This is a genomic window from Amycolatopsis ultiminotia, assembly GCF_039536925.1.
Classification (GTDB): domain Bacteria; phylum Actinomycetota; class Actinomycetes; order Mycobacteriales; family Pseudonocardiaceae; genus Amycolatopsis; species Amycolatopsis ultiminotia.
In genome coordinates this window covers 667,243-694,134 of sequence record NZ_BAAAZN010000001.1, presented here as the reverse complement: position 1 = coordinate 694,134, position 26,892 = coordinate 667,243, and the positions used below count along the sequence as shown (strand labels likewise).

The 26,892-nt window shown below is 70.0% G+C and carries 20 protein-coding genes and 1 pseudogene; 11 read left to right on the top strand and 10 right to left on the bottom strand.

The window, feature by feature from the left end; translation table 11 throughout:
* Window positions 1-148 precede the first annotated feature (148 nt).
* Window positions 149-574, bottom strand: coding sequence for a TetR/AcrR family transcriptional regulator (locus ABD793_RS03175; RefSeq protein WP_344855046.1), 426 nt, complete (start codon window positions 572-574; stop codon window positions 149-151).
* On the opposite strand from ABD793_RS03175, the pseudogene ABD793_RS03170 reads away from it, so the two are divergent.
* The 4 genes and pseudogenes from ABD793_RS03170 to ABD793_RS03155 form a co-directional block, all read left to right on the top strand.
* Window positions 573-914 (top strand): annotated as a pseudogene (locus ABD793_RS03170) (hypothetical protein); the annotation flags it as partial. The gene ABD793_RS03175 and the pseudogene ABD793_RS03170 overlap by 2 nt on opposite strands.
* 258 nt (window positions 915-1,172) lie before the next feature.
* Complete coding sequence (locus ABD793_RS03165) at window positions 1,173-2,060, top strand: NAD(P)H-binding protein (protein WP_344855766.1); 888 nt, start codon at window positions 1,173-1,175, stop codon at window positions 2,058-2,060.
* 200 nt (window positions 2,061-2,260) lie between these two features.
* Window positions 2,261-3,475: a cytochrome P450 gene (locus ABD793_RS03160; RefSeq protein WP_344855045.1), complete on the top strand. Its 1,215-nt coding sequence runs from the start codon at window positions 2,261-2,263 to the stop codon at window positions 3,473-3,475.
* A 111-nt stretch (window positions 3,476-3,586) separates the two neighbouring features.
* The gene (locus ABD793_RS03155; protein WP_344855043.1) at window positions 3,587-5,539 is read left to right on the top strand and encodes a multicopper oxidase family protein; all 1,953 of its coding nucleotides are present in this window, start codon (window positions 3,587-3,589) and stop codon (window positions 5,537-5,539) included.
* A 60-nt stretch (window positions 5,540-5,599) separates the two neighbouring features.
* On the opposite strand, the gene ABD793_RS03150 is transcribed toward ABD793_RS03155, so the two are convergent.
* On the bottom strand, window positions 5,600-6,073 hold the full coding sequence (locus tag ABD793_RS03150) for a glycoside hydrolase family protein (RefSeq protein ID WP_344855041.1): 474 nt from the start codon (window positions 6,071-6,073) through the stop codon (window positions 5,600-5,602).
* Between the two features lie 554 nt (window positions 6,074-6,627).
* Window positions 6,628-8,049 carry a sugar porter family MFS transporter gene (locus ABD793_RS03145; protein ID WP_344855039.1) on the bottom strand — a complete coding sequence of 474 codons (1,422 nt, stop codon included), beginning with the start codon at window positions 8,047-8,049 and terminating at the stop codon, window positions 6,628-6,630.
* 240 nt (window positions 8,050-8,289) lie between these two features.
* On the opposite strand from ABD793_RS03145, the gene ABD793_RS03140 reads away from it, so the two are divergent.
* The 3 genes from ABD793_RS03140 (at window position 8,290) to ABD793_RS03130 (ending at window position 12,076) form a co-directional block, all read left to right on the top strand.
* The gene (locus ABD793_RS03140; RefSeq protein ID WP_344855037.1) at window positions 8,290-9,387 is read left to right on the top strand and encodes an ROK family protein; all 1,098 of its coding nucleotides are present in this window, start codon (window positions 8,290-8,292) and stop codon (window positions 9,385-9,387) included.
* Between the two features lie 6 nt (window positions 9,388-9,393).
* The gene (locus ABD793_RS03135; protein ID WP_344855035.1) at window positions 9,394-10,869 is read left to right on the top strand and encodes a sulfatase family protein; all 1,476 of its coding nucleotides are present in this window, start codon (window positions 9,394-9,396) and stop codon (window positions 10,867-10,869) included.
* A gap of 109 nt (window positions 10,870-10,978) precedes the next feature.
* The gene (locus ABD793_RS03130) at window positions 10,979-12,076 is read left to right on the top strand and encodes a protein kinase family protein (protein WP_344855033.1); all 1,098 of its coding nucleotides are present in this window, start codon (window positions 10,979-10,981) and stop codon (window positions 12,074-12,076) included.
* A 90-nt stretch (window positions 12,077-12,166) separates the two neighbouring features.
* Here the strand turns inward: ABD793_RS03130 and ABD793_RS03125 are convergent, their stop codons facing one another.
* Window positions 12,167-13,261 carry a GNAT family N-acetyltransferase gene (locus ABD793_RS03125; protein ID WP_344855031.1) on the bottom strand — a complete coding sequence of 365 codons (1,095 nt, stop codon included), beginning with the start codon at window positions 13,259-13,261 and terminating at the stop codon, window positions 12,167-12,169.
* A 172-nt stretch (window positions 13,262-13,433) separates the two neighbouring features.
* Window positions 13,434-14,525, bottom strand: coding sequence for an FAD-dependent oxidoreductase (locus ABD793_RS03120; protein ID WP_344855029.1), 1,092 nt, complete (start codon window positions 14,523-14,525; stop codon window positions 13,434-13,436).
* A 90-nt stretch (window positions 14,526-14,615) separates the two neighbouring features.
* Between ABD793_RS03120 and ABD793_RS03115 the strand changes: the two genes are divergently transcribed.
* The 3 genes from ABD793_RS03115 (at window position 14,616) to ABD793_RS03105 (ending at window position 18,006) form a co-directional block, all read left to right on the top strand.
* Window positions 14,616-15,053, top strand: coding sequence for a MarR family winged helix-turn-helix transcriptional regulator (locus ABD793_RS03115; protein WP_344855027.1), 438 nt, complete (start codon window positions 14,616-14,618; stop codon window positions 15,051-15,053).
* Window positions 15,054-15,859: 806 nt separating this feature from the next.
* Window positions 15,860-16,225, top strand: a complete 366-nt coding sequence (locus ABD793_RS03110; RefSeq protein ID WP_344855024.1) for a hypothetical protein — start codon at window positions 15,860-15,862, stop codon at window positions 16,223-16,225.
* A gap of 65 nt (window positions 16,226-16,290) precedes the next feature.
* Entirely contained in the window at window positions 16,291-18,006 is a 1,716-nt protein-coding gene (locus ABD793_RS03105) for an MFS transporter (RefSeq protein ID WP_344855022.1), read from the top strand.
* Window positions 18,007-18,019: 13 nt separating this feature from the next.
* On the opposite strand, the gene ABD793_RS03100 is transcribed toward ABD793_RS03105, so the two are convergent.
* Complete coding sequence (locus tag ABD793_RS03100) at window positions 18,020-18,982, bottom strand: SDR family oxidoreductase (protein ID WP_344855020.1); 963 nt, start codon at window positions 18,980-18,982, stop codon at window positions 18,020-18,022.
* Between the two features lie 135 nt (window positions 18,983-19,117).
* Here ABD793_RS03100 and ABD793_RS03095 point away from each other — a divergent pair, with 135 nt between their 5' ends.
* Window positions 19,118-19,774 (top strand): TetR/AcrR family transcriptional regulator, encoded by a 657-nt coding sequence (locus tag ABD793_RS03095; protein WP_344855018.1) that lies wholly within the window; start codon window positions 19,118-19,120, stop codon window positions 19,772-19,774.
* A 62-nt stretch (window positions 19,775-19,836) separates the two neighbouring features.
* Here ABD793_RS03095 and ABD793_RS03090 read toward each other — a convergent pair whose 3' ends face one another.
* From ABD793_RS03090 to ABD793_RS03075, 4 genes are all read right to left on the bottom strand, one after another.
* Complete coding sequence (locus ABD793_RS03090; RefSeq protein ID WP_344855016.1) at window positions 19,837-24,183, bottom strand: nSTAND1 domain-containing NTPase; 4,347 nt, start codon at window positions 24,181-24,183, stop codon at window positions 19,837-19,839.
* Window positions 24,184-24,401: 218 nt separating this feature from the next.
* Complete coding sequence (locus ABD793_RS03085) at window positions 24,402-25,073, bottom strand: GntR family transcriptional regulator (protein ID WP_344855014.1); 672 nt, start codon at window positions 25,071-25,073, stop codon at window positions 24,402-24,404.
* Window positions 25,074-25,192: 119 nt separating this feature from the next.
* The gene (locus ABD793_RS03080; RefSeq protein ID WP_344855012.1) at window positions 25,193-26,080 is read right to left on the bottom strand and encodes a dioxygenase family protein; all 888 of its coding nucleotides are present in this window, start codon (window positions 26,078-26,080) and stop codon (window positions 25,193-25,195) included.
* Between the two features lie 11 nt (window positions 26,081-26,091).
* Window positions 26,092-26,862 carry a citryl-CoA lyase gene (locus tag ABD793_RS03075; RefSeq protein WP_344855010.1) on the bottom strand — a complete coding sequence of 257 codons (771 nt, stop codon included), beginning with the start codon at window positions 26,860-26,862 and terminating at the stop codon, window positions 26,092-26,094.
* Window positions 26,863-26,892 lie beyond the last annotated feature (30 nt).

The following is a 26,892-nucleotide window of genomic DNA, read 5'->3' as shown; positions in this document are numbered from 1 at the left end:
TCCACCCCCGCGTGCCCGCGCCCGGCCGGCAGCGAGGACGGCAGTCGTCGGGCGGGCGGCCAGTTTCGCGGGGCCACGTCGGCCACTTGCCGGAATTCGTCGCAGGTGGCGCCGCCGGCGGTTTGGACGGCGATGCCGTTCGCCACGGTCATGCGGTCCCGGGCGAGCAGCCCCGGATCGACATCCCGGGCAGGTCGCCTTCGCGGACGGCTCGCCGGAACCGGTCCAGCAGGCGCGCACGACCCTCGTCGCGCCAGGCGGCCAGTGCGTCGCGGACGGTCCGCCCGGCGTCCGGCGAACCCTGCACGCCCAGGCATCCCGCCGGACGAGCGGGACGGGTACACGCGCCGACCGAGCCGGCGAGGAACGGAGTGGCCACCGGCAGGGCGGTCGGTTGCTCCAGCGCCATGGCTGCGTACGCGGCCGGCCCTTCGGCGTACCGCTCGAGTGCTTCGCAGAGCAGCTCTTCCTTGTTGCTGAAGGCCGCGTACATGCTCGTGTTCGTGATGCCCATGGCGCTGGTGAGATCGGTCAGGCTGGCGCCCTCGTAGCCCTGCCCCCAGAAGACCACCATGGCCCGCTCGAGGGCCTCTTCGGCGTCGAACCCCGCGGCCGGCCGCCGAGTGCGCCGATGTGTTCATCACCGGCCGGCGCAAGGCCGAACCGGACGAGGCTGCCGGGCTCATCGGTCCAGTGGTCACCGCGGTCCGCGACCGCGGCCTGGACGTACTGTTCGCCAGCGCGGCCACCGCCTCGTTCGCGACACTCGAGCAGATCACCGAGGAGGACTACGACCACGTCTTCGACGTCAACGGACAGCGGCCTTCGGCCGGTACGCAGCGTCCAAGGCGAACGAGGGCGCCCGCGTCGCGATCGGCCGGATCGGACGCCCGGAAGAGGTCGCCGCGGTGGCCTTCCTCGCCTCCGCGGACAGCAGCCATGTCATCGGCAGTAGTCTCTACGTCGACGGCGGCGAGAACCAGACCCGAGCACCGCCCCGATCACCTAACCGTCCAGTGTGGACAGTCACGGGAGCGCATCTTCGGACCGGTAATCGCCGGATGCCGGGTTTCTACCAGAACGAGGGATGCCGGGCCGATGTCTGCCGTCTTAGCCTGCGAAACGTTCACGCAGTGGGTGCGGCAGCGCACAGCGAGCCATCCGGGAGAATCATGACGATCTTGGTCACCGGCGCGACCGGCAATGTCGGTCGGCACGTCGTAGACCTGCTGGTGCAGGCGGGGGCGGACGTGCGAGCGACCTCCCGCAATCCGGAGTCGCTCGACGTGGCTGCGGAGGTCGACGTCCGCCGGGCGGATCTCGCCGACCCGAAGACGTTCGAGCAGGCACTTCAAGGCGTGCAGAAGATCTTTCTCTACACCCAGCCCTCCGCTGTCGAGCAGGTCATGGCGATCGCCAAGGCGGCCGGCGTCGAACACGCCGTGCTCCTGTCCTCGATGGCGGTCGCCGGTCCCGATCCGGACCACTGGATCGCTCGATGGCATCGGTCGATGGAGGAATCGATCGAACGGTCCGGCCTGTCGTGGACGTTCGTACGGCCCGGCCCGTTCGCGGCGAACTCCTTGCAGTGGGCGCCGTCCATCAAGAACGGAGAGCCGGTGCGGCTGCTCTACGCACACTCCTACCTGTCCGCCATCCACGAGCGGGACATCGCCGAAGTGAGCACCTGTGCCCTGCTGCAGGACGGACACGCCGGGGCGAAATACCACATCACCGGCGGGGACAGCGTCACCCAGGCCGAGCAGGTCGCGCTCATCGGCGAGGCGATCGGCCGCGAGCTGGCGTTCGAGGACGTCACCGGCGATGACGCCCGTGCCGATTTCCGCAACCGGATCGGGAATCGCATCGAAGAGCTGGTGGCGGAAGGGACGATCAGCCGGGCGGACACACCGGAGATCATCGAGACGAGGATCCGCTACTACGTGGAAGCGCTCGAAGGACCCGTCGAGATCGACCGCACTGTCGAAAAAGTCCTCGGCAAACCGGCGCGCACGTTCGCCGAGTGGGCAGTGGACCACAAGGCGGACTTCGCGAATTAGGGCTTCGGTGTGTCCTGCCCGGATCGGGGCACTCCGGCCGGGAACGGTTCTCGCCGGCCACGTCCCGGAGTTCGCCGACCGCAAAGTGCACGCGATTTCGACGGCGCATCCGGTCCTGGAGGTCACGTCTTTCTCGCCGATTTTCCGCACCGCATCGGTTACACGCACGTCACTGAATTGGCCGCTCGGAGGGTTCCCGCATGACTGACGCCGTCGTTTTCCCGCAGGACCGCACCTGTCCCTATCAGCCGGCGCCGGGCTACCTGCCGCTGGCCGAGCAGCGGCCGCTCTCCCAGGTCGCACTCTACGACGGCAGGCGCGTCTGGGCGGTCACCGGTCGCGATCTGGCCCGCCAGCTCCTGGTCGATCCGCGTATTTCCAGCGACCGCACGAACCCGGCGTGGCCCATGATGTTCGCGACGATCGCCGCCGCCGTCAGCGATGTCCAGCAGAAGGTGATGAAAATCGTCACCGCATTGGTGGGCGTGGACGGCCCGGTGCACAACGCCCGGCGCAAGATGCTGATTCCCAGCTTCACGATGAAGCGGATCAATTCCTGGCGGCCGAAGATCCAGGAAATCGTCGACCGGCAGCTGGACCATCTGCTCGACAACGGTGCCCCGGCGGATCTGATCCCCGCTTTCGCGGCACCGGTGCCGCTGACGGTGTTGTACCACCTGATGGGTATCCCCCGCGAAGACCACGATTTCTTCGAAAAGCAGTCGCACCAGCTCGCCGCCGGCCCGAACGCCAATGCCGCCTACGACGAGCTGATGGCCTATATGCACAAGCTGATCGCGCAGAAGCGGGCCGACCCCGGGGACGGGGTCCTCGACGACCTCCTCGCACAGCGTGGTCCCACCGGGGATGTGGGCGAGGTGACCGGCGAAGAGCTGGTCGCGACGCTGGTCCTGCAGGTGGCAGGCGGCCACGGCACCACCGGGACGATGATTTCGCTCAGCACGTTCGCCCTGTTGCAGAACCCCGAGCGGCTCGCCGAGCTGCGGGCGGACCCCTCGCTGATGCCCGCCGCGGTGGACGAGCTGTTGCGGCTGCTTTCCATCCCCGACGGGGTGACCCGATTGGCCACCGACGACATCGAGGCCGATGGAACCACCATCCGCAAGGGCGACGGCGTGTTCTTCATCACCTCGCTCATCAACCGCGACGAGAACGTCCACGAGGCACCGGATTCCCTGGGCTGGCACCGCGCCTCGGTCCGGGACCACGTTTCGTTCGGGTTCGGCCCCCACCAGTGCCTCGGGCAGAACCTCGCACGCGTCACCATGGAAATCGCCCTCAGCACGCTGCTCCGGCGACTGCCCGGCCTGCGCCTCGCCGCTCCGGCGGCGGAAATCCCGTTCGATCCCACCGCGGGTTTCCGGGTGATGACCGAACTGCCGGTCGCCTGGTAGCCGAGGCGGCGGAGCTGCGAACGAGGTCTGCCGGGAAATCGGTGCCGCACCCGGTCGGTCGGTGCGGCACAACGGGTGTACGCCCCTCGAGGTACTGCGGGAGAACTGCCGGTGGATGAGTCGTTCGACCGTCGCAGCTTCCTCGCCTCCGCCGCACTCGGCTCCGCGGGCGTGGTGGCGGGCGTGCACCTGCTCGGTTCGGGTGTCCCTGGGGCCACCGCTTCGGCGACGACCGGCCGCCGCCGCCCGCACGCACCCACCGGCCCGGACTTCGGTCTCACCAAGTTCCTCGACCCGTTACGGATTCCGCAATCCATCCTGGCGTACTCGCGGCGGCACCGGGACGAGCTCACGATCACGATGACCACCACGCGGAAACGGCTGCACTCCCAGCTGCCCGAGACCGCGCTGTGGACCTACGAGGGACAGTTCCCCGGCCCGACCATCGAGGCGCGCAGCAACCGGCGGCTGCGAGTCGCGTGGGCCAACGAGCTGCACGGCACGGTGCCGCTCGTGGCAGTGCGGGCGCCGTACGCGCAGCCGACGCCGGCGAACCTGCCCGGCTACCGCAACCCGGACGGCAGCCTGCCCGCCGGGGTGGAGCTGGTCGACGGCGTCGCCGACCTGCCACCGTGGAACGTCGTGCATCTGCACGGGGCGCTGGCGAACGGCGGCAACGACGGCTGGGCGCACAACGGCATATCGCCGGGGGACGCGCAGCTCACCGAGTACCCGAACCGCCAAGCAGCCACCGCACTCTGGTACCACGACCACGCGATGGCGGTGACGCGCTTCAACGTCCACGCCGGACTCGCCGGGCTGTATCTGCTGCGCGACGAGGAGGAGGACCGCCTGCACCTACCCGGCGGTGAGCAGGAGATCCCGCTGATCATCGCCGACCGCAACCTCGACACCGACCCGGTGACCGGCGCGCTCACCGGCAGACTGCTGTTCAAGTTCCAGTACCTGCTCGAGACCGGCACGTCCGCCCCCGTCACCGGCCCGTTCACCCTCGTCAACGGCGTGATCTGGCCGCACCTCGACGTCGAGGCACGCTGGTACCGCTTTCGGGTGCTCAACGCGGCAAACGCCCGGTTCTTCCGCCTCGACCTGGTCGACGAGGCCGGAGCCGTGCACCACGACGCGGTCCGGATCGCCGGCACGGACGCCGGTCTGCTGCCCGCCCCGGCGGCAGTGCCGGCGGGCGGGCTGACCCTCACCCCGGCCGAGCGGGTCGACCTGCTGATCGACTTCAGCCGGTTCAGGGGACAGCGCCTGCGGCTCGTCAACACCGGCGCGTCGGTCGAGCCGGACATCATGCAGTTCCGGGTGGAGAGCCGCGGCCGCGGCGATTCGTTCGAACCGCCGGCCCGGCTGTCCACATCGTACGTCCGGCTGAAGCACGGGGAGACCGTGCCGGAGGACCACGACGAGGTGTTCGTGGCGACGACCGTGCCGGGGGTGGCAGGCAGGCCGCATCCGGAGATGTGGGAGCTGAAGGAGATCACCGAACCGGAGGAGCTGCCGACGCACTTCCCCGCGGAGGGCGTCATCCAGGTCACCGACCCGCGCACCGGGCAGGTGCGGACGTTCCGGCAGATCGCGCGCCTGTTCGACGACGCGACGTCGATCTTCGTCGAGCGGGGCCGGTGGGTGGTGTGGAATCTGATCCAGCTCGGCGGGGCCCCGCATCCGACGCACATCCACCTGGCGCGATTCCAGCTCCTGACCCGGTGGACCTTCGATGACCTGACGGCGTTCGACGTCGCGGCAGGCGGCACCACCGGTCCGCTGCCCGCACCGGCCGACCGCCCGCCGATCGAGCAGTACGAGCAGGGCTGGAAGGACACATTCAACCTGCAGTCGGGTGAGTGGATCCGAGTTGCCGGCCGGTTCGAGGGCGCCACCGGCGCGTTCATGTACCACTGCCACATCCTCGATCACGAGGACGAGGGCATGATGCGGCCCTTCGTCGTGCACCCGCCCGAGGTCGCCCGGTTCCACCCGCACCCGGGCAGCTCGGGCCACCATCCGGACGGCTCCGGTCACGGCTCGCACCGGTAACCACCCGGCGGTGGCTGTGCCTGCCTCGGCGATCGACCCCGGGACGACCACGGCGAGCCGTCATTCGAAGAACTTGAGGCTCCAGCCGGTGTCGGAAGTGGCACCGGGAACGCCGGAGCGGTGGTAGGCAATGTCGCCCCGCCACATGAAGGTGCCGGTGTACCAGTGGCGGTTGGCCCAGGTGTACGGCGTGCCCTTGGCGACGGCATGGTGCATCAGCGGGATCTTGCGGTCCGATGGCGGGCTGGTGGCGATGTCTCCGTTGCGCAGCACGAAACTGTGGTGTCCCGGACCGTCGGCGTGGAGCGTCGGGTCCCAGCCCGCCATCATGGTCTCCCGGTGCGAATCGAACAGGCAGCCGTTGGACTTGTACCAGTCCCAGACGTAGGTCGGGTCGCCGCCGGCGCGCAGGCGCAGATCGGCGAGGCAGTACTGGTCACTCCAGCTGCTGTTGGCGGAGTAGACGATGTGCAGCTGTCCGTTCGGATCCTTGATCGCTTCGGGACTCTCGTTGAAGAACGGGTCGCCGACCACCCGTTCCCGGCTTTCCCTCGGCTGCGAGATGACGTAGCGCTCCCCGGTCGGCGTGACCGGGTCGTTCGTCCTTGCTATGTAGAGGTTCTGCTCGACATTGCTGTCCCCTGCCCAGCCGGACCAGACGAACCACCGCTGCCCGCCGAAGGTGAACGCCGTGCCGTCGATCGCCTATTTGCCGTCCGGCAGCGCGAGACCTCGTACGTCACCCCGGCCGCCCACACCCCTCCCCCAGGTTCTGCGTGTCCGACCACACCCGGCGGGCCGGCGCCCCGGCGAGACCGTCGGTGGACGACACCTGGCGCACGGAGATCCCGCTGCCGGTCGACGGTGAGCCTCCACATCGGTGCGCGGCCACCGGAAGTGGCCGGAACGGCGCCGCACCGGTGCGGGTCAGGAGCGCGGAAGCCCAGCGCGGCAAGGAAAGAGGACAACGCTGCCCCAACAATGATCAACAGCCGCACAACCGGCGTCAACGGACGAACGTCGCAATGCGCAGGACAGTTGCCCGGACACACCGGGCGCGTGAAACCGGCGCCGGTTGTCGCGCTTCCCTACCGAGCCGCCGATCCGGGCAGGTGCAGCGCTTCGAGGCTCTTGCCGCTGGTTTCCGGCAGCAGCCGTGCGACGAACACCGCCGCGGCGAGGCCGAACAGGCCGAAGAACAGGAAGATCCCGGCGGCGCCGTTCGCGATCAGGGACGGGAAGTACAGCGTGAGGAAAACCGTGACGAGCACCTGGGCGCTGGTGGCCAGCGAAACCCCCGCGGCCCTGGCCCGCAGCGGGAGGAGTTCGGGCAGCATGATCCACACGACCGGCCCCCAGGTGAGCGAATAGCCCGCCTTGAAGATCGACAGCATGGCGAGGCTGATGCCTTGCCCCGCGCCGGTGCCGAGCAGTCCGAAGCCGAACACCGCCGCCACGGCGAGCATCGCGACGCCGAGGGTGATCCCGCCGCCGATCAGCAGCGGACGCCGGCCGCTGCGGTCGACGACGTAGCCGCACACCAGCGTCATCACCACCGAGAGCACACCGAACCCGACGGTGTTGATCAGCGCCGCCTGGGTGCCGAAACCCACGCTCTTCAGGATCGTCGGCGCGTAGTAGACGATCGAATTGATACCGAGCAGCTGCTGTGCCATCGCGAAGACCACCGCGACCACGAGTATTCGCCGCAGCGCCCGCAATCCCAGCAATCCGCGCAGGGTCAGCGAAGTGTTTCCGGCACCGGCAGTCTCGTCGTGCCGCGCGGCGTCCAGCTCGCGGTAGGCCAGCTGTGCTTCGTCCGGCGGCAGCAGCCGGTCCAGGATGTGCCGCGCCTCGTCGGTCCGCCCCTTGAGCATCAGCCAGCGCGGGGTCTCGGACTGCCGGAACAGGGCCGCCCCGATCAGCGCGGCGGGGATCGCCGCGATGCCGAGCGACCAGCGCCACGACAGGTCCTGGGAGAAGAAGTAGTTGATCACCGCCGCGATGAGGATGCCGGAGGCGATCATGAGCTGGTTACCCGAGGTGTGCCTGCCGCGGTTGCCGGTGGGGGCGAGCTCGGCCAGGTAGGTCGGCACCGTGCTCTGGGTGGCACCGACCGCCAGCCCGGCAAGCACGCGGCCGACGAGCAGCCAGCCGTAGTCCGGCGCGACGGCCATCAGCACGCTGGAGATCACATACAGCAGGCAGGTGACCAAGAGCGTGGTGCGCCTGCCGATCGCCTGCGCCGCCCACCCGGCCACCGCCGCGCCGACGACTGCGCCGATCAGCAAGGTCGTGACCACGGCGCCGCTTTGGAACGAGGAGAGCCGGAATTCGGGCTCGATGAACAGCAACGCACCGGAGATGACACCCATGTCGTAGCCGACGAGCAGCGCGGCGATGGCCGCCACTGCCCCGGCGGTGCGCTGCCGGCGGCGGCGCGCCCGTTCGTCGGCCGGTACCAGGGCCTTCGGTTCGGCAGCGGCCTTCGGTGGGGTGGCCTTTCGCATCGTCCATCGCCTCCGGCGCTCGCGCCGACCGCAGCGGTGCGCGGCGGGGTCGGCACATTTATGTCGAGCACTACGATAAAACTAACCGGGCAACTGTGGAGCCATCATCTTGTTTATGTCAACTGGTGGTCATAATCTGGGCACGTGAGTGGACCGGCGATGGCACAAGGTGAACCGAGGCGGGCAGGCTCGGACTCGTCCAGGGCTGCGATCGTCGCGGCGCTCCGCCGGTGTGGGCCGATGACCAGACAGCACCTGGTCGCCGAGACCGGTCTGTCCCGCGCGACGATCTCCGCCGCGCTGACCGCACTGGCCGCCGAAGACCGCGTCCGCGAGACCGCGGACACCCGGGCCGGCGGCCGCGGCCGCCCGTCGATGCTGGTGCACGTCAACACCTCGCAGGTCGAGCTGGTCGGCATCGAGATCGGGCGGGCGCACGTAGCGGTCGCCGTGGCCGACGCGGGCGACGCCGTGATCGGGCAGGCCGACCGCGACATCGACGCACGCACCGGCATCCTCGCCCGCACCGAAGCCGCTCTTGCCCTGCTGGACGGGATCGTCGCGGCACAGGGCCTGGACCTGACCACGGTGCGCGGGTTCGCGGTCGGCACTCCCGGCCCGAAGTTCAGCGGCGACGGCCACCGGTCACTCGACCTCGCGCTCGCCCGGTTCACCCGTGACCGCGCCGAAGTCTCCGCACAGCTGAACGCACGCTTCGGGGTCCCGGTACTGGTGGAGAACAACACCCGCTACACCGCGCTCAGCGAGACGGCGCAGGACTCCGCCGGGCAGAACGTCGCCTACCTCCGCGTCGACGAGGGTGTCGGTGGTGGCGTCGTCGTCGACGGTTCACTGGTCTCGGGAAGCTGGGGCACCGCGGGCGAACTCGGCCACGTCTGCGTCGATCCCACCGGACCGCGGTGCGCCTGCGGCGGACGGGGTTGTGTGGAACTGGTCGCGTCGGTGCCCGCGGTACTCGCCGCGGCGGGATGCGCAGACGTCGCCGAGCTGACCCACCGCCTGCGCACGCAAGATCGAGAAGCGGAGACGGCGGTGCAGCGCGCCGCACAGGCCGCCGCGCAGGCGCTGGCCGGGGTACTGGCCGTGCTCGACGTGTCGCTGGTGCTCGTCGGCGGGCGCGTCGCCCGGCTGCCGGGATTCCTGGCCCGGCTGGAGGAAGTGCTCCGCGACCTCGCGCCGGGCTGGTGCACCGCGGAGCTGACCGTGCTGCCGACCCAGGACGACCGCACCGCCGGGGCGCGGGGCGCGCTCGTGCACGCGCGGCTGACCGCCGACTCCGCTGCCGGGACCGGTTCCCGAGCCCGAACCACGGGATGACCCACCTTGACCGACAACATCCTCTTCCTGATGACCGACCAGCACTCGATCTCCACCCTCGGCTGCTACGGCAACCCGGTCGTGGCAACCCCCGCGCTGGACCGGCTGGCAGCGGGCGGAACGCGTTTCACGCACGCGTTCACCCCGACCGCGATCTGCACCCCGGCCCGTGCGAGCCTGCTGACCGGCGCCGCACCGTTCCGCCACAAGCTGCTGGCCAACTACGAGCGCAACGTCGGCTATCTGGAAGACCTCTCCGAGGAGCAGTTCACCTTCGCCGAGGCCTTGCGGGAGCAGGACTGGCGGCTCGGGCTGATCGGCAAGTGGCACGGCGGCGTGCGCCGCAGCGCGGCGGACTACGGGTTCGAGGGGCCGGAGCTGCCGGGGTGGCACAACCCGATCGACCACCCCGATTACCTGGCCTACCTGGCCGAGCACGAGCTGCCGCCGTACCGGATCAGCGACCGGGTCCGCGGCGTGCTGCCCAACGGCGGGGCGGGGAACCTGATGGCCGCCCGGCTGCACCAGCCGGTGGAGGCGACCTTCGAGCACTACCTGGCGACCCGCACCATCGAGATGCTCGAGCGGTTCGCCGCCGACGAGGGCGGCCGCCGGTTCTTCCTCGCCACCCACTTCTTCGGCCCGCACCTGCCCTACATCCTCCCGGACGAGTACTTCGACCGGTACGACCCCGCAGACGTCGAGCTGCCCCCGTCGGTGCACGAGACGTTCGACGGCAAACCGCCGGTGCAGCGCAACTACAGCGCGCACTGGGCGTTCGACACGCTCGACGAGGAAACCAGCCGCAAGCTCATCGCCGTCTACTGGGGCTACGTCTCGCTGGTCGACCACGAGATCGGGCGCATCCTCGACGCGCTGGACCGGCTCGGCCTCGCCGGCCGCACGTCCGTGATGATGACCGCCGACCACGGCGAGTTCACCGGCGCGCACCGGCTGCACGACAAGGGCCCGGCGATGTACGACGAGATCTACCGGATCCCTGCCCTGCTGCGGATCCCGGGCGCCCCGCGGCAGCAGGCCCGCGACGAGTTCGTCACGCTGATGGACTTCACCGCGACCATCCTCGATCTGGCCGGCCTGCCCACCGGCGACGCGGCCGACGGTACGAGCCTGCGGCCGCTGGCCGAGGGTGAGACCCCGCAGTGGCCGGACTCGGTGCTCGCCGAGTTCCACGGGCACCACTTCCCCTACCCGCAACGGATGCTGCGCACCGGCACGCACAAACTCGTGGTGAACCCGGAATCCGTCAACGAGCTCTACGACCTGCGAGCCGATCCGCACGAGCTGGTGAACCGCATCGACGATCCGCAGCTGGCCGGGCTCCGCCGCGAACTGATGACCGAACTCCACCGGCAGCTACGCGACCGCGGGGACAACTTCTACCACTGGATGACCTCGATGTTCGAGGTCGGCGGGACCGACTACGACGTCACGTTGAGCTCCTTCGAATCGAACCCCTAGCCGCTGGGCAGCGGTGGTTTGCCGGCGCATCGCGTTCGCTCGGTCCGGTCTGCTCTTCACCTACAGTGCAGCGGAGCGGTGTTCGCATGCCAGAAAGGTTGTTGCCCACGTGAAGGCAGTCGTCGAGAACGGTGACCGGTCGCGTGCTGCGCGGCTGGCGGCGCACCGTGCCGTCTCCACTGCGCTGGCCCGGTGCAGTGATCGCGAGCTGCGCGACCGCGTGGAGGCGGCCGAGCCCAGGGGCGCCGGTATCGGCGGTACATCGGCGTTGCTCGACGTCGGCGGGACCCCGGTCTTCGTCAAGCGGGTGCCGCTGAGCGATCTGGAACGGCAGCCGGAGAACCTCCGGTCCACGGCGAATCTCTTCGGGCTGCCTGCCTTCGCCCATTTCGGTGTCGGGACCATCGGAACGCCGGGCTTCGGGGCCTGGCGAGAGCTGGCCGTGCAGACCATGACGACGAAATGGGCGCTCGCACAGGACAGCGCGGGCTTCCCGTTGATGCACCACTGGCGGGTCCTGCCGCACCCCGGGCAGTCGCTTCCCGAGGAACTGGCCGACGTGGAGAAGGCCGTCGCCTACTGGGGAGGTGGCTCGCAGATGCGCCGGCGGATCGAGGCCCTGCGGGATTGCTCGGCGAGCATCGCACTGTTCCTGGAGTACCTCCCGCACAACCTGCACGACTGGCTGGGCGTCCAGGTCGAAGCCGGCGGTGCGGCGGCCGACCGCGCCTGCGCCATGGTCGAGCAGCAACTGCGGGCCGGCATCTCGTTCATGAACGCCCGCGGTCTCCTGCACTTCGATGCCCACTTCCAGAACATCCTGACCGACGGTGAGCGCCTGTTCTTCGCGGACTACGGTCTCGCGATCTCCGCGGAGTTCGACCTGTCCGGGGAAGAGGCCGGCTTCTTCGCCGAGCACCAGACCTATGACCGCTGCTACTCCGTCACACATCTGGTGATCTGGCTGGTCACCGCGTGGTACGGGTACCGGGGGGAAGAGCGCAGCGCGTTCGTGCGCGCATGCGCCCGGGGCGAGCGTCCGAAGGGGATTCCACCGCAGGCCGCGGCGATCCTCACCCGGCACGCGCCGATCGCTGCGGCGATGACGGACTTCTACCGCAAATTCCGGCTGGAGAGCAGGCAGATCCGGTATCCGCTGGAGGAGATCGGCCGGATCGGTGCGTTGGACAACCCGTCCGTCGGCTGACCGGCCTGGCGGCCATCAGGCCTCGGCTCCGGAGTCCTCATCGAGGAGCGCTGTCGCGTTCCCGGGCGCAGTACACAGCTTTGGTGGCGATCAGATGTGCTTGGCGTACGTCACCGATCGCTCCCGCTCGGCGAAGCCGAGCTTCGAGTACATCTCCACCGCCCCGCTGGGATTCGCGGCGTCGACGTCCAGCGCCGCGTTCAGCATCCCCGCATCGCGGCAGGCCCGCAGGGCCGAGAGAAGCAACGCCGAGGACAGCCCCTTTCCGCGCCAGGCGTGGACCACGCCGATCATGGCCAGGTACGCGAAGGGACCTCCATTGAGCTCCCAATCGACCTCGTCGACGTCGATGAGCACGGCTCCCACGACGACGTGCGGTTCCTCGGCGGTCCCCGCACCGGTGACCGCCAGACGCGACAGATGCGGTGCGAAGGCTTCCAAGGCGTGCTCTTCTTCCCACTCCTGCGCGGTCGTGGGCTGCGACCCCCAATGGCCGCGGAACGCATCGTTCATCGCGAGGCGCGTCGGCTCGGAGAGCTCCGCCGAGTACGCGCGCAGAGAGACACCTTCGGGCAGCGCCCGCCCTGGTTCGGGGATGGGCTCGTCGAGCGAGCGCCAGAGCTCCAGCCACCAGCGCACAGGCTGGAATCCCGTGGCACGGAACAGTGAGAGAGCGTCTTCGTTCTCTTCTCGGGCTCCGACCGCGATACGGGCCGGCCGATCGCTTCCCGACGCCGCGAGCAGCTGCCTCGCGCGCGCCTCCTGCCAGCTCAGCAGTGCGCGGCCGATGCCGTGTCCGCGCCAGCCGGGGTGCACGACGCCGTCCAGGAACACCCCGGTCTCGGCATCCGCCGGCTTCGCCTCCCCATAGGCAACGGCCTCGCCACCATCGGACAGCGCGATGACGGCGTCGGCGGACAGGTCGAAGCGCTCTCCGGTCAGCCCGCGCTCGACCAGTTCGCGGGAGTACACCTCACGCGGATGGTCGACTTCACCGGCGACGCGCATCAGCGTGTGGAGGAGATCGAGGTCGGCCATCGAGGGGGGCCGCCAGTGGAGGACCTGCGCTGCCGCCGATGCCGGGAGCTCCGGAAGAACAGCCGGCGCACCAGCACGCTCGGCGAGGGTCGCCCCAGCCTCAGCCGGCTCGCGGGCCCGCATCTCGTCGGGCGCAAAGTCAGTCACGGCGCGGCTCCCCGCCGATCGAACCGAGACTCCGCCACAGATCGCCATGATACGGCTCGGGCATCCGCGCTTTCCGGGGCACCTGTCGATCAGACCCCGGCCGCACCACGGTCCTCTCGTGGCCCCCGCACCGCCCCGGGCGTTTCCTTGCACCACAAGGCACATCGCCAGGTCACTCCGCGGCGGTGGCGCCGAGCAGCGCGAGGTAGCTGTCCAGCCGCAGGTGTGTTCCCTTGATCCGTGCCGTGGCTTCCGCGCCGAGCACACCGTGCTGCGGGGTGTAACTCGCTCCCCCGTCGGGTCCCAGCGGCAGCGAAATCGACGGGGGCCCGGGGCGGTAGCCGGTTCGCTCGCCCGCACCGGTGATCTCCGCGGTGATGTCGGCGGCGACCACGCGGGCGTGCTCACCCGCGGCCTTCGCGGTCTTGGGTTCGTCGACGGCAGTGAGATCGCCGATGACCCGGATCGTGTCGTGGCCGGCCAGCCGCAGGTGCTCGTCGACGGCCAATCGCCCGCGGGCGTCGCGCGCCGCGGCGAGTTCGCCGTCGAGGTAGGCGGACTCGGGATCGCTGCCGAAGCACCGGAACCACAGATCGCCGCCGACGGCCGTCCCGTCGGACAGGGCGACCTCGAATCCGCCGACACTGCCCGGCGGGGTGGCGGGCAATGCCACTTTTCCCGCGCCGAGCACCAGCTCCACGCCGAGCGCGGTGAGCTGGCGGCGCAGTTCGTCGCGAAGTTCGCCGGGGTAGGCCCCGGTCAGCAGATCGGCGGCCGGGTCGACCAGCGTCACCGGCTTCGCCGGCCACGCCGCCACGATCTCCCCGGCCAGTTCCAGCCCGACCGGCCCGGCGCCGAACAGCACCACCCGCTCGGCCTCCGCGAGGTGCGCACGGTCCCTGGCCAGGTGCGCTTGGGCTGCCGCGGCGTCCGGTTCGGCGAACTTGGCCGGGAACGGGTAGCCCGAACCGGTCGCCAGCACGAGGTGGTCGGCGTCGAGCCGGGTGCCGGATTCGAGCTCCACCAGCCCGGCGGACACCCGCGCGGCCCGGTCGCGCACGATCCGGCCGCGTCGCAGGAGCCCTTGGTACGGCAGGAAAATCCGCGCGGACCACCGTGCGTCGGTGAGTGCCCGCAACGCGGCCACGTGGTGCACGAACGTGTCACGGGGCTCCACGAGCACGACATCGGCCACGTCGTCGAGCGCCTTGGCGACTTCGATGCCGCCATACCCGCCACCCACGACGACCACTCTCGACCGCATTGCGCCCCCCATCTGGTTCGTAGAGCCGATAATACGTTGTACGAACTACATTAGTTCGCACAACGTACGACCGTCAACTACACTCGGCGGATGACCGCAGGCCAGCTGCCCCGCCTCGGGGTCGCCGACACACTCGTGCGGACCGCACACCGGGTCCAGCGGATATTCGCCGACGTGAGCCGGAGCTTCGACCTGACGCCCCAGCAGGCCCAGCTGCTCTGCAGGCTCACCGAGGGCGCGATGACCATGACCGAACTGTGCGCCGCGCTCAACCTGGAGAAATCCAGTCTCACCGGACTCGTCGACCGGATCGAAGCACGCAGCCTCGTCCACCGGATCCGTCACCCCCAGGACCGGCGCATGGTGCGCGTCGACCTCACCGGAGAAGGCGCCAAGCTCGCCCACGCCGTACACGACGCTGTCGCGGGCAGCCTCGACGCACTGGTGGCGCGGCTCGCAGGCACCGACGACGCGACGATCACCGCCGCACTGACTCCACTGGTCACGGACAACACCACGAACGCCTGACCGGTCTGCACCACAGCACACTTCCGTTCGCCGTCAGACTATCCACGGAACAGCGGGCCGAAGTCGTTCGAGATCGTTCCCCCTTGGCAATCGCAGACTCTCCCCCTCCGGAGCAACGGCCAGGGAGCGTGCCGGATGACTGCAGGCTGGTGGACTTCGTCGACACCCATCGTTCAGCCGACCTCGACATGCCGGGTGATCGGTCTGGCCAGGGACGGGCTCGCGGTCTTTCGCGGTATCCCCGACGCGGCCGCGCCGACCGGTGCGCTCCGCTTTGCGCCGCCACGGCTTCGCCTGCTTCCCCGGGACGAAGCCGTCGACGCCACCCGGTGGGGCGCCACCGCGCAACCCCGCGAGCCGCGCCTTGATGCCCGAGCCGGTCGTCTCGGGTGCGGACGTCCTGAATCTCACCGGCTTCGCACCGGTGCACACACTGCGATCACCGGAAAGGCTGCCCGTCCTGGCGTGGTTCCATGGTGGGCGTTACGTGTCCGGATCTCCGATCAGCCCGGACGGGAATGCAGTACTGACCCTGCTCGCCGGCCCGGCGGCGGGAGGCCTGTTCTCCCCGGCGTGGTGCCTGCCCGGCTTCCTGCTCCACCGACGTTCCGCTCGCGATCGGTGCCACCCGCGACGAACTCGCCTTCGACGCCGACCGGCCACCGCTGTCCGAAACCGGGGCATTCGACTGGCTGATCGCCCACCGGATCGACCGCGCGACGGCGGCGAATGCGGCGCGTCTGTTCACCGGGCTGCCCGATCCGGGCGAACCGCGGCTGCTCGGTGAATGGCTCATCCGCTCGGCAGTGCGCGCCACCGCCGACCTCCGCGGCCCCGGACGAACCTGGTGCTACGACCACGGCTGGGCGCCCCTGGTCGTGCACTGTGCCGACATCCCGGCGCTCTTCGGGGTGACCGACGACCCGTCCGTGCCGGCCGGCATCGGACTCGTCCCGGAGGATGCGGCGAGCCGGCTGCACGAAACGGCCGTCCGGTTCGTGTCCGGCTCAGCGCCGGCGGCGGAGAGCTTCCTGCGGTCCGGCGCCACGCCGGCCGGCGACCCGGCATCCGGCGCGGACCGCACCGAGTTGTCCCGTCTGCTCTCCACCCGCTTCACCCATCGCAGCACCCGGAATCCGGTCTCCTCCGACGCCGCATCGAGCCGGACATGACCGAAAACCACCCCGCCGCCCGGCCCGCCCCGCCCGCGCCTGCCGGTGCACAGGCGCGGGAACCGTTGCACGGCAAGCGTGCCTTCGCCCTCGTCTTCGTACTTACTCTCACCGTCGTCGCCACGCAGCTCAACGCGACCATGATCAGCCCGGTCCTGCCTGCCATCGCGGCCGAATTCCACGTCGGCATCGACCAGGCAGCCCAGGTCTCCTCGCTGCTCCACCTGATCGGTAGCGTGTCCGGGGCGGTGTTCTCGCGATGGAGCGACTTCTTCGGGCGCCGGAAAACACTCGTTTTCGTCACTGCCGTGACCGCCACCGGCTCCGTGCTCTGCCTGCCGGCCCCTGCGCTTCCGGTACTGCTCGTCGGCCGGGCACTGAACGGCTTCGGGGGCGCAGCCTTCGCGATCTCCTACGTACTGCTCAACCGATCTCTGACCCACCACACATTCGGCATCACCCTCGGAGTGCTCACCGCGGCCCCTCGTGCTTCTCGCCGTGGCAGCGCTGGCCTGCGTGGCTTTCGCCGCCGTCGAACGCAAGGTCCGCACTCCCCTGATCCCGTTGTCCGCACTGCCGGCGGAGCGACGACTTTCACGGTCATCGTTTTCGCGCAGAACATGGCCGTCGGATACGGAATGACCGCCTCGACTGCCGCACTCATGTACGCACTGCCTCCCGCTCTCACCGGAACGGCGGCCGCGGCCGCCTCCGGTCTTCGGATGGAAACGCCGCCTGCTTCTCACGACAGTCCTCACCATCGCGGCTTTGCTGACCATGACGCTGCCGCTGCAGAACCGCTGGGCCGTGTTCGCGGTGGTCGCGGTTCTGGGCGCCGTTTACGTGGGAGCCTTCCTGACCACCGTGAACGGCCTTGCCGTGGTGCAATCACCATCGAAGGCACCCGCATTGCTCTGCAGATTGAACAATCCCGTGCCCGCCGCCGGATCCGCTCGGTAACCCGCGGCGGCGGCACCGGTGATTCAGCACGGCCGGCGGGCCGCGGCCGCCACGAGCAGCGGAACAAGACGAGCTTCTACGATATCCTTTTCACCGACGGCGCCGGGGTTATCCGGTTCCGGACGGCTCACCCACCGGGATCCTGCCCGACATGCGGTCCGGGTGGATCGACGACCGCCATCCCGACAAGGCCGGGTGATCGCGCGGCGGGCGCAGGAACGGCGGAAAGGGCAGACGTGACGCAACCCGAACCCTCGGATGTCTCGGACGTCGACGAGGAGATCGCCGCGGCGTTGCGCGGGCGCCGGGCGAGCAGCGGCCTGTCGCTGACACAGCTGGCGGAGCTCAGCGGGGTGTCGGCAGCGCACCTGTCGCGGATCGAGAAGGCCCAGCGTGCACCGTCGGTACGGATTCTCCTTGCGCTCGCCCGTGCCTACCGCGTGCCGATCGGCACCTTGATCGACGAGGCGGAGATCGGCACCGTCCTGGTCAGCCGGGCAGGCGACCGGGCGAGTCACCCGGGCAGCCGCAGGAGGGTCACCGTCCTGTCGCGGTCCACACCGGACGCACGGCTGCAGGCCACCGAACTCACGTTCCCGGCGCACGAGCGGAGTCCGGGCGTGGTCAGCCACGACGGGGACGAGTGGATCTACGTGACGCGCGGTGCGCTCACCATCACCATCGAGGGCACACAGCACGAACTCGGCGAGGGCGACTCGGTCCACTTCAGTGCAGTTCACCCGCACGAGATGGCCAATCCACACCACACCGAGGCGAGCATCGTGCTCGTCTCGACCACGGAAATCGCCTGGCACCGGTGAGAAACGCCCACCCTCAGGCGGATGCCTCGGTACGCACGCCCGGGAACCGGATACCGGCCAGGTCCTCGGAGATCCGCCAGATCCGGCGGGCGTCGTCCGTGCTGCGCAAGCGCGAGTACAGCTTCTGCTCGGCCGGTGGGCCGGAGAGGTGCCGGAAGCCGCTGGGCCCGTAGAGACGCCCGCCTTCGGCGCTGGGTGACGTCGCGGCGTAGAGCGGGGACAGCAGCGCGGTCTCCACCTTCCCGAACAGGATGCCGCGCGCGGAGAGCGCACGGATGAACCGCGCCTTCGCGGTATCGCGGTCGCGGCCGACCTCCGCACGCGCGGCAAGCAGGTTCGTCGGCGTCACCCCGGGATGGGAAAGGTTGCTCGTGATGCCCCAGCCACCGGCCCTGCTGCGCCGTTCGAGCTCGAGACCGAACAGGCCGAAGGCGATTTTCGACTGGCTGTAGGACCCGTTGCCGGAGTAGCTCCGTTCCCACTGGAGATCGTCCCAGTTGACGGAGTGCTGGCCGGCCGCGACGCTGACCTGCGAGGTGACCCGGGCCCTGCCCGCCCGCAGCAGCGGAAGCAGCCGGGCCACCAGTGCGAAATGGCCGAGGTGGTTGGTGCCGAACTGCAGTTCGAAACCGTCCTTTGTGGTCTGCCGGTCGGGCGGGGTCATCACCCCGGCGTTGTTGACCAGCATGTGGATCGGCCGCCCCTGCTCGGTGAGCCGGTCCGCCGCCGCGGCAACGGATTCCAGCGAGGACAGATCGAGGTCGAGCAGGGCGAGTTCGGCATCAGGGTGCAGGCTGCGGATCTTCGCGAGCGCAGCCTCGCCCTTGCGCGGATTGCGGACCGGCAGGACGAGCTCCGCACCGGCACCGGCGAGGCGGGTCGCCAGGCCGAGGCCGACCCCGTCACTGGCTCCGGTGACCACCGCGAGCTTGCCGGTGAGATCGGGAACCCGGATGTCCGGCGTGCTCTTCGCCATCGTTGTCCCTCCTGCTGACGTCGCGGCCGTGGGCGGAGCGTTCTGACACCTGTCAGATTAGGCGTAATCTGACAGCTGTCAAGCTGAGCCTGTCCCCCGGACGGCTGCCGATCGGCGCAGAGGGAGAATGAACCCATGGCGGTGCAGGAGGCGGGGACCGACGCGACGCGGGGACCGGGACGTCCCGGAGCGGGCTCGCGCCCGGTGCCGCCCGAGGCCGAGATCCTCCGGCGGGGCATGGAGACCTTCGCCGAGCTCGGCTACGACCGGACCTCGGCCAGAGAGCTCGCGAGACGGCTCGGGGTCAGCCACAACTTCATCAACGACCGCTACGGGTCCAAGGCCAACTTCTGGCGCACCGTCGTCGATTCGATCCTGGAGAGCGACCAGCGGGAACGCCAGCAGCTGCTCGACGCCGACCTGGACGACGCCGGACGGGTGCGTGCGGTGATCACCCACTTCTACCAGGCTGCCGTCGAGATGCCACTGCTCGGCCGCTTGCTGGCCGACGAGTTCGCCCGCGAGTCCGAGCGCCTCGACCACCTCTACGAGCACTACGTGGAGCCGACGCTGGGACCGCTGGTCCCGGCCGTGCAACGGCTCATGGCGGCCGGCCGGCTGCCCACCGTCCCCATCGACGTGCTTTTCTTCGCGGTGATCAGCCCGGTCGCCGCCCTCGTGCAGCTGCCGCTCGCCCATCGGCTCGGCCGGGCACGGCCGGTCACCCCGGAAAGCCAGGCACGCACCGCGCGCGAACTCGCCGACCTGATCGTGGACGGACTACTCGGCTGAATCGCCGGCGGTACGCCGTGGAACGGGACCGGCCTTGCCGGAAGGCCGGGACGGCAGCACCGTCAGCTCTCGGCACACGGATCGACGAACGAGTCGTCGCCGACGTACTTTTCCCATTCCTGCTCGCTGAGCGGGGTCCCCCTCGTTGCGCAGATCTGGTTGGCGACCGACTCGGGATCGTTCTGCCAGACGACGTTCGGTGCGTCCGCGACCCCGGCCGTGATACTGCCGTCGCCGGGGTTGAAGGTCACCGCGGTCACGTTGTCGGCCGGACCGGACAGGCTCCCGGTCAACGTGGGGGCACGCGGATCGCTGATGTCCCAAGTGGACACGGTGCGGTCCCAGCTGGCGCTCGCGAGACGCTTGCCGTCCGCGCTCAACGCCACCGAGGTGACCGTGTTCGTGTGGTCGGTCAGGGAGCTGAGCAGCGCCGGCGTTGCGGTGATGTCCCACAGCTCCACCGCGTGATCGTCGCCCGCGGTCGCGAGCGTGTGCCCGTCCCGTGCCAGCGCGATACCCCTGATCGGCGCGGACTGGGCGGCGGACACCTTCTCCTTCGGCACCACGTGCCGCGGATCCGACACGTCCCACAGCCGGGCCGTACCGTCGTAGCTGCCGCTGGCCAGTGTTTTCCCGTCCCCGCTGAACACCACGGAACTCACCACGTCGGTGTGCTCGGTGAGCGGAGCGCCGATCGGCCCCACCCGGCGGGGATCCGAGATGTCCCAGAGCCGGATCCGGTGGTCGTCACCCGCGCTGGCGAGCGTGCGGCCGTCCGGGCTGAACGCCACGGATTCCAGCTGTCCGTCCGACGCGTCCAGAGTGGACAGTCGCACCGGATGCCGGGGATCGGAGACGTCCCACAGTGCCACCGTGTGGTCGTAGCTGGCATCGGCCAGCAGGCGGCCGTCCGGGCCGAAGGCGACCGAGGTGACCGCGTTGCCGTGCGGGGGCAGCACGGCCCATTCCTTCGGGCGCCGCGAATCGGCCATGTCCCACAGATGCACCGTACCGTCGTAGTGTCCGCTCGCGAGCACTCTGCCCGACGGGTTGAACGCCATGCTCCAGCCGGACATCGCCCGTCCGTTGACTTCGGCGGCGCGCACGTCCCACATGGTCACCGTCCAGTTCGCCGCGCCGGTGACGACCTCGGACCCGTCCGGGCTGAACGTCACCGCACGGATGGTCGCGGGCGCGGCGAAAGTGGCCACCTTGAGCCCGGCGCCGACATCCCACACCAGGGTGTTGTGGTCGTCGCCGCCCGCGGCGACGGTGCGCCCGTCCGGGCTGAACGCCACCGCCTCCAGGAAACTGGTGGCACCGGTCAGCGTCGTGACCGACGAGCGGGTTTCGGTGTCCCACAACCGGACGGTCTCGTCGTAGCCCGCACTGGCGAGCAGATGGCCGACCGGGCTGAAGGCCACCCCGGTCACCGCGCCGGTGTGCCCCGCCAGCACGCCGGCCGAGGTCCCGTCCGCGGCACGCCAGAGCCGGACGCTGTTGTCGTACCCGCCGCTGGCGATCAGCTGACCGTCCGCGCTGAAGGCCACCGAGGTGACTGCCTGCTCGTGGCCGGCGAGCACGATGGGCGAGACCAGTTTGCCGGACGCTACGGTCCACAGCCGCAGCGTCTTGTCCGCACTGGCACTGACCACCTTCCGCCCGTCCGGGCTGAAGGCCACCGCCACCACGCTGTCGGTGTGCCCGCGTCCGGTCGCCAGCCGGGCCGGGTGCCGTGGGTCGTGCACGTCCCACAGCAGCACGCCACCGTCGGCGGTACCGACCGCCATCAGCCTGCCGTCCTTGCTCAGCGCCACCCCGTACGCGGCGTTCGCGGTGGGCACGGTGGCCAGCGCGGCGCGCGACTTGCCGTCCCACAGCCGGACGGTCTTGTCCTTGCCCGCGCTCGCGAGCAGCGTTCCGTTGCCGCTGAACGACAACGCGGCCACGCCGTCGGTGTGCCCGAGCAGCCTGGTCGCCGACGGCGCACCGGACGTGGTGAGCAGGCTCCCGCGGGCCTCCGTGGTCGGTGAGATCCGATACGCGGCAAGGCTGAGCTGTGCGGCCAGCGCCGGATCGGCCGCACGGACCGAGTCCGCCCGCAGCGCGACCTGGCGGGAGGTGGCGTCCGCGCGCGCCTGTATCGCGGTACTCCGCTCGGTCAGTGCGATCACCGTCGACGTGACGGCGACCACCAGCAGCACGGTCAGCCCGACGACCAGCCGGCGCAGCCGCTTGGTGCGATGCACCTCGGCCTGCCGTTCGCGGTCCTCCCGCGCCACGCTCGCCGTGAGCAGTTCGCGTTCGACCGGGGCGAGCGTGCGATCGTCCGGCAGCGCGTCGGCCCAGTTCCGCACGATGGCCAGCCGCGTGCCCCGGTACAGCGCCGACTCGTCTTTGCCCTCCCGCTCCCAGGCCAGCGCGTCCTGGGACAGCAGCTGGTGCAGCCGCAGTCCCTCGCTGTCGTCCGCGATCCACTGGCGCAGCCTCGGCCACGAACGCAGCAACGCCTCGTGACTGATCTCCGCGGTGTGCTCGTCCAGCACGACCAGCCGGGCGCGCGCCAGTGCGTCCAGCACCGCAGTGGCGGCCTCCGGATTGCCGGATCCCTCGATCAGGCCGACCCGCTCGACCCGCCTGCGGGTGACCTCCACGCCCTCGCCGACGTAGACCATGCGCAGCAGCATCCGGCGCACCAGCTCGCGGCCGAACGGGTCGAAACGGGCGTAGGTCGTGTCGGCGGTGGTGGCGATGGCCTTGTGCACTCCGCCGACCTCGGCGTAGGCCCGCAAGGTGAGCCGGTTGCCCTCGCGCACCTGCCAGAGCGCCAGCAGTGCATGCGCCAGCAGCGGGAGCACACCGCCGGTGTCCTGCTCGGCGCTCAGATCACGCAGCAGCAACTCGACCAGACCGGGTTCCAGTTCGAGTCCGGCCAGCTCGGCCGGGCGTTCGATGGCCTCCCGCAACGACGCACCGGTCATCGGGCCGACCACGAGCGCACGTTCCAGCGAGCCGACGAGTTCGGGGAACTGGGCGCAGTGCCCGTAGAAGTCGGCGCGGATCGCCAGGACCACCGACAGCGGTGGTACCGGCACCTCCTCGGTCGGCGTGCTCACCGCGGTCAGCGCCTGCACGAACGCGCGGCGCTCGCTTTCCTCGTCGCACAACGTGAACAGCTCTTCGAACTGGTCGACGATCAGGACCGGCCGGTCGTCGCGCTGGTTGCCGAGGATCCGTGCCGGCTCATCCGGCCGGTGCCGGATGTGGTCGAGGATTTCCGCCTGCGGGGAGCCGGTCGCATGCGCCAGCGCCGAGGCGAGTGCTTCCACCGGTTTGTTGCCCGGCGTGATCAGCAGCCACGACCACCGGCGGGGCGTCGCCAGGTCCATCCCGTCGATCGACGCGGCCAGCCCGGCACGCAGCAACGAGGACTTGCCCGAACCCGATGCGCCGACCACGGCGATCGGACCACCGCCCTCCTCCGGATCGCCGAGCCGGTCCACCAGCGTGGTGGTCAGCTGCTGCCTGCCGAAGAAGTACTGGGCGTTGCCTGCGGAAAAGGACAGCAGCCCGGGGTAGGGACTGCGTTCGCCCGACGATGGCGGCTGCGGCCGGGTGATCCGGGCGACCCGGCGCGTGGCGGGGTCGGCCAGTGCCGGTTCGTTGACCAGAATCCGCTGGTATGCCTCCTGCACCTCGGGACCGGGGTCGACGCCGAGTTCGTCGGCGAGCATCCGGCGGAGCTGCTCGTGCTGCTCCAGTGCATCGGCCTGACGGCCCGCGCGGTACAGCGCGATCATGTGCAGTGCCCGCAGCCGTTCCCGCAGCGGGTTTTCCGCCACGGCCGCCGCGAGATCGAGGTCCGTGGAGGATTCCCGGCCGAGCCCCAGCAACGCCTCGGCCCGGTCCTCGATGGCGGTCAGCCGCACCGCCGAAAGGCGCGCCCGCTCGTGCTCGGCGAACGGGCCCGGCACGCCGGCCAACGGCTCACCCTGCCACAGCCCGAGGCCTTCGTCCCATCGGCCGATCGCCGCTTCGGCGTCGCCGGCCGCCAGCGATTCGGCCGCCTGCTGGAAGGCGTTCTCGAACCGCCGGCTGTCGATGTTCTCCGCTTCCAGGCGCAGCCGGTAACCCGATCCGACGCTGATCAGCGCCGAATCCTTCGTCGCCACCTTCCGGCCGCCGGCCAGCGACTGCCGCAGCTGGGAAACGTAGGTGTAGATACTGCCGCGAACGCTGCTCGGCGGCTGCTCCCCCCAGATCCCGTCGATCAGCTCGGTCCGCGAAACCACCCGGTCACGCTGGATCGCCAGCTGCGCGAACAACGCCCGCTGCCGCGGCGGCCCCAGTTCGACTTCGCGCCCGTCGATCGTGGCGTACGGTGCACCCAGCAGATCAACGAACAGCATTCGGCGAGTATAGCCAGGAACTTGATCAGTTCCGGCTGGTCCGGACCACCGTTTGCCGGTAGTTCACGAACCCGGCCGCCCGCGGGCGGCCCTGATCGGCAGTTTTGCCCGCGGAGTGTTCCGGGTACCCGGAAGACCGGTACCCCGGCGCCCCGCATCCGGACCGGACATTGTCGTTGCGGCGAACCACCGGGAAGCCGGTTCGCGGTCCGGGCCGGTCAGTCTTCGGGCGCGGTCAGCGGGAGATGCCGTTCCATCCGGTGCAGCGACTGCCTGCCGTGCCGCAGGTGGGCGCGCATGATCGACTCGGCCCACTCCTTGTCCCCGGCCTCGATGGCCTGCACCAGCTCGCGATGGTGGTCGAAGGAGCGTTCGAGGTCGAGCCGGGTGTGGTGGTGGAACGCCTCGCTGACGAACGGCGGTGCCACGATGGCGGGCACCAGCGCGGCCAGCTGCCGGTTCCCGGATGCCCGGTGCACCTCGTTGTGGAACTCCACGCACAGCGCGGCGAGCTGCTGCATCTGCTGCTCGCCCGCGGTCGGCAGGATCTCGTCCATCGCGGTGCAGAGCTTCTGCAGGTTTTCCAGCTGCTCGGCGCTGCGGTGCAGAGCGGCCCGCCCGGCGCCGTAGCTCTCGATCGTGGTGCGCAGCTCGTAGAGGTTGTCCAGATCGGTGGCCGTCCAGCCGACCACGAGCGCACCCCGGTGCCGCATCAGCTGCACCAGTCCCTCGGCCTGCAACCGGTGCAGCGCTTCACGAATCGGTGTCCGGCTGACCCCGGCGGCAGCGGCGACGTCGTCTTCCCGCACCCAGCTGCCTGCCGGGTAGGTGCCGTCGGCGATGCCGCGACGGAGGACGTCGTACGCGTGCTCCTTCGCCGATCCGGTCATCCTGCTCTCCGATCCCCAGGTGCGGTCGGTTCGATTATCGCGCACCCGGTACGAGGACGGCGTGGCCGCCCGCCTTGCCCGCGGCGGGCGGCGGGCGGCGGGCGGCACCATCCGTGGCTTCAGCCTTCCTCCGGCGCGAGGACGACGTCGAACCGCACGTGCCGGAACGGTGCGCTGACCCCGAACCGCTCGGCTTCGGCTTCGTCGTCGACTACCACGAAGTCGCGGATCAGGCTGCTCTTCACCGCGAACACGACATCTCGCTCGATATACTCGCAATCGGAGACGAAGGCATGTGTGGTCACCGGCTGGTAGCCCTCGGCCTCGACGATGAAGTGCAAGTGCGCGGGCCGGTAGGGCTCGCGGCCGGCCCGCAGCACCAGGTCACCCGCGGGCCCGTCGACCGGGATCGGGTAGTAGCGCGGCAGCACGCTGCGGTACCAGTAATACCCCTCGTCGTCGGCGGTGAAGAGACCGCGCCCGGTGCCTTCCGGGAGACCGCCCTCGAGCTGGACGTCGTAGTAGCCCTTGCCGTCGGCCTGCCAGGTGTCCAGCCGCGCCCCGGGGATCGCCTTGCCCGCCGGATCGGTGACCCGGCCCTCGACCACGAGCGGCACGCCCTGCCCGGTGGTGTTGAGCAGATCGCCGAGTTCGTGCTCCGGGCTCTGCGTCAGGTGGAACGGGCCGAGCACGGTCGGCGCGGTCGGCCTGGCCGCATCGCCCTCGGGCAGCTCTCCCCCGGCCCCGTTGATCGTCTCGACCAGCATCGAAACACCCATGGTGTCGGAGAACAGGATGAACTCCTGCCGGGTGTCGGTACAGGCCTGTCCGATGGCGGTGAGGAACTCGATCGCCTTTTCCCATTCCCCGGTGCTCGGCCGGACCTCACGTACGAAGGAGTGCAGGTGCCGCACGGCACTCTGCATGACCTCCTTCAGCCGCGGGTCTGCGGTGTTGTCGAAGCTTGCCGCCGCGACGTCGGCGGATTGCTCTTCGGTGAAGTCCACGATCTCCTCCGTCAGTCAGGTCGAACGTAAGTGGTTTCGCGTTCGGCGGTGTCCCACAGCCATCGCCCGAGCGGGGACCGGGCCTCCTCGACGACGTGTCCGACGAGGCCGGCGGAACGGGCGACGAGAGCCACGCCGCGCAGCGCCGCGGTGTCGATGCCGAGATCGCACAGCAGCGCCCCGCTGGCCCCGCCTGCGTTCAGCGGCAACGACTTCCCACCGGACGAGGCCACCGCCTGGACCCGCAGCATCAGCCGGATGTGCGGCCCGAGCAGGTTCTCCTGCTCGGCGATCTGCAGCAGCCGGGCGGTACGCGGATCGCCCTCGGTGTGGATCGGGTGGCCGAGGCCCGGCAGCCGGGCCTTGCGCTCCCGGTGGTCCTCGACCAGCCGGACCGCGATCGCGTCGAGATCGCCGTCCCCGGCCGGGATCGCCGAACGGAGCATCCGGCCGGCATCCTCGAACACGCCGAGGAAGACCGAGCCGGCACCGAGCAGACCGGCCGCCACCGCACCCTGCACCGCTTCCGGTGCGCCGGTGTAGGTGAGCCGGGCGGCCAGCGCACTCGGCGTGAGCCCGTGGTCGGCGAGCGCGACCAGGATCGCGTTGAACAGCCGCGCCTCGCCGTTGTCCGGCAGCCGCCCGCTGACCAGGAGGAAGAACACCGCGGCGAAGTCCGCCTCGCCCATCAGCCCGTTGGTCAGATCGTGCCCGCAGACCTCGATCGAGTCCGGTGTGGCGTGCCCGATGGACGTGCGCAGCGGCGGGGTGAAGTCGTTCATGTCGTCCGATCTCGAATTCGGTGCCCGGGT

Coding starts and splice junctions, on each gene's coding strand:
- ABD793_RS03160 (WP_344855045.1), top strand. CDS start 2,261: ATGACTGACGCCGTCGTTTTCCCGCAGGACCGCACCTGTCCCTATCAG.
- ABD793_RS03090 (WP_344855016.1), bottom strand. CDS start 24,183: ATGCTGTTCGTTGATCTGCTGGGTGCACCGTACGCCACGATCGACGGG.
- ABD793_RS03165 (WP_344855766.1), top strand. CDS start 1,173: ATGACGATCTTGGTCACCGGCGCGACCGGCAATGTCGGTCGGCACGTC.
- ABD793_RS03140 (WP_344855037.1), top strand. CDS start 8,290: ATGACCAGACAGCACCTGGTCGCCGAGACCGGTCTGTCCCGCGCGACG.
- ABD793_RS03120 (WP_344855029.1), bottom strand. CDS start 14,525: ATGCGGTCGAGAGTGGTCGTCGTGGGTGGCGGGTATGGCGGCATCGAA.
- ABD793_RS03175 (WP_344855046.1), bottom strand. CDS start 574: ATGGTGGTCTTCTGGGGGCAGGGCTACGAGGGCGCCAGCCTGACCGAT.
- ABD793_RS03100 (WP_344855020.1), bottom strand. CDS start 18,982: ATGGCGAAGAGCACGCCGGACATCCGGGTTCCCGATCTCACCGGCAAG.
- ABD793_RS03085 (WP_344855014.1), bottom strand. CDS start 25,073: ATGACCGGATCGGCGAAGGAGCACGCGTACGACGTCCTCCGTCGCGGC.
- ABD793_RS03115 (WP_344855027.1), top strand. CDS start 14,616: ATGACCGCAGGCCAGCTGCCCCGCCTCGGGGTCGCCGACACACTCGTG.
- ABD793_RS03095 (WP_344855018.1), top strand. CDS start 19,118: ATGGCGGTGCAGGAGGCGGGGACCGACGCGACGCGGGGACCGGGACGT.
- ABD793_RS03075 (WP_344855010.1), bottom strand. CDS start 26,862: ATGAACGACTTCACCCCGCCGCTGCGCACGTCCATCGGGCACGCCACA.
- ABD793_RS03145 (WP_344855039.1), bottom strand. CDS start 8,049: ATGCGAAAGGCCACCCCACCGAAGGCCGCTGCCGAACCGAAGGCCCTG.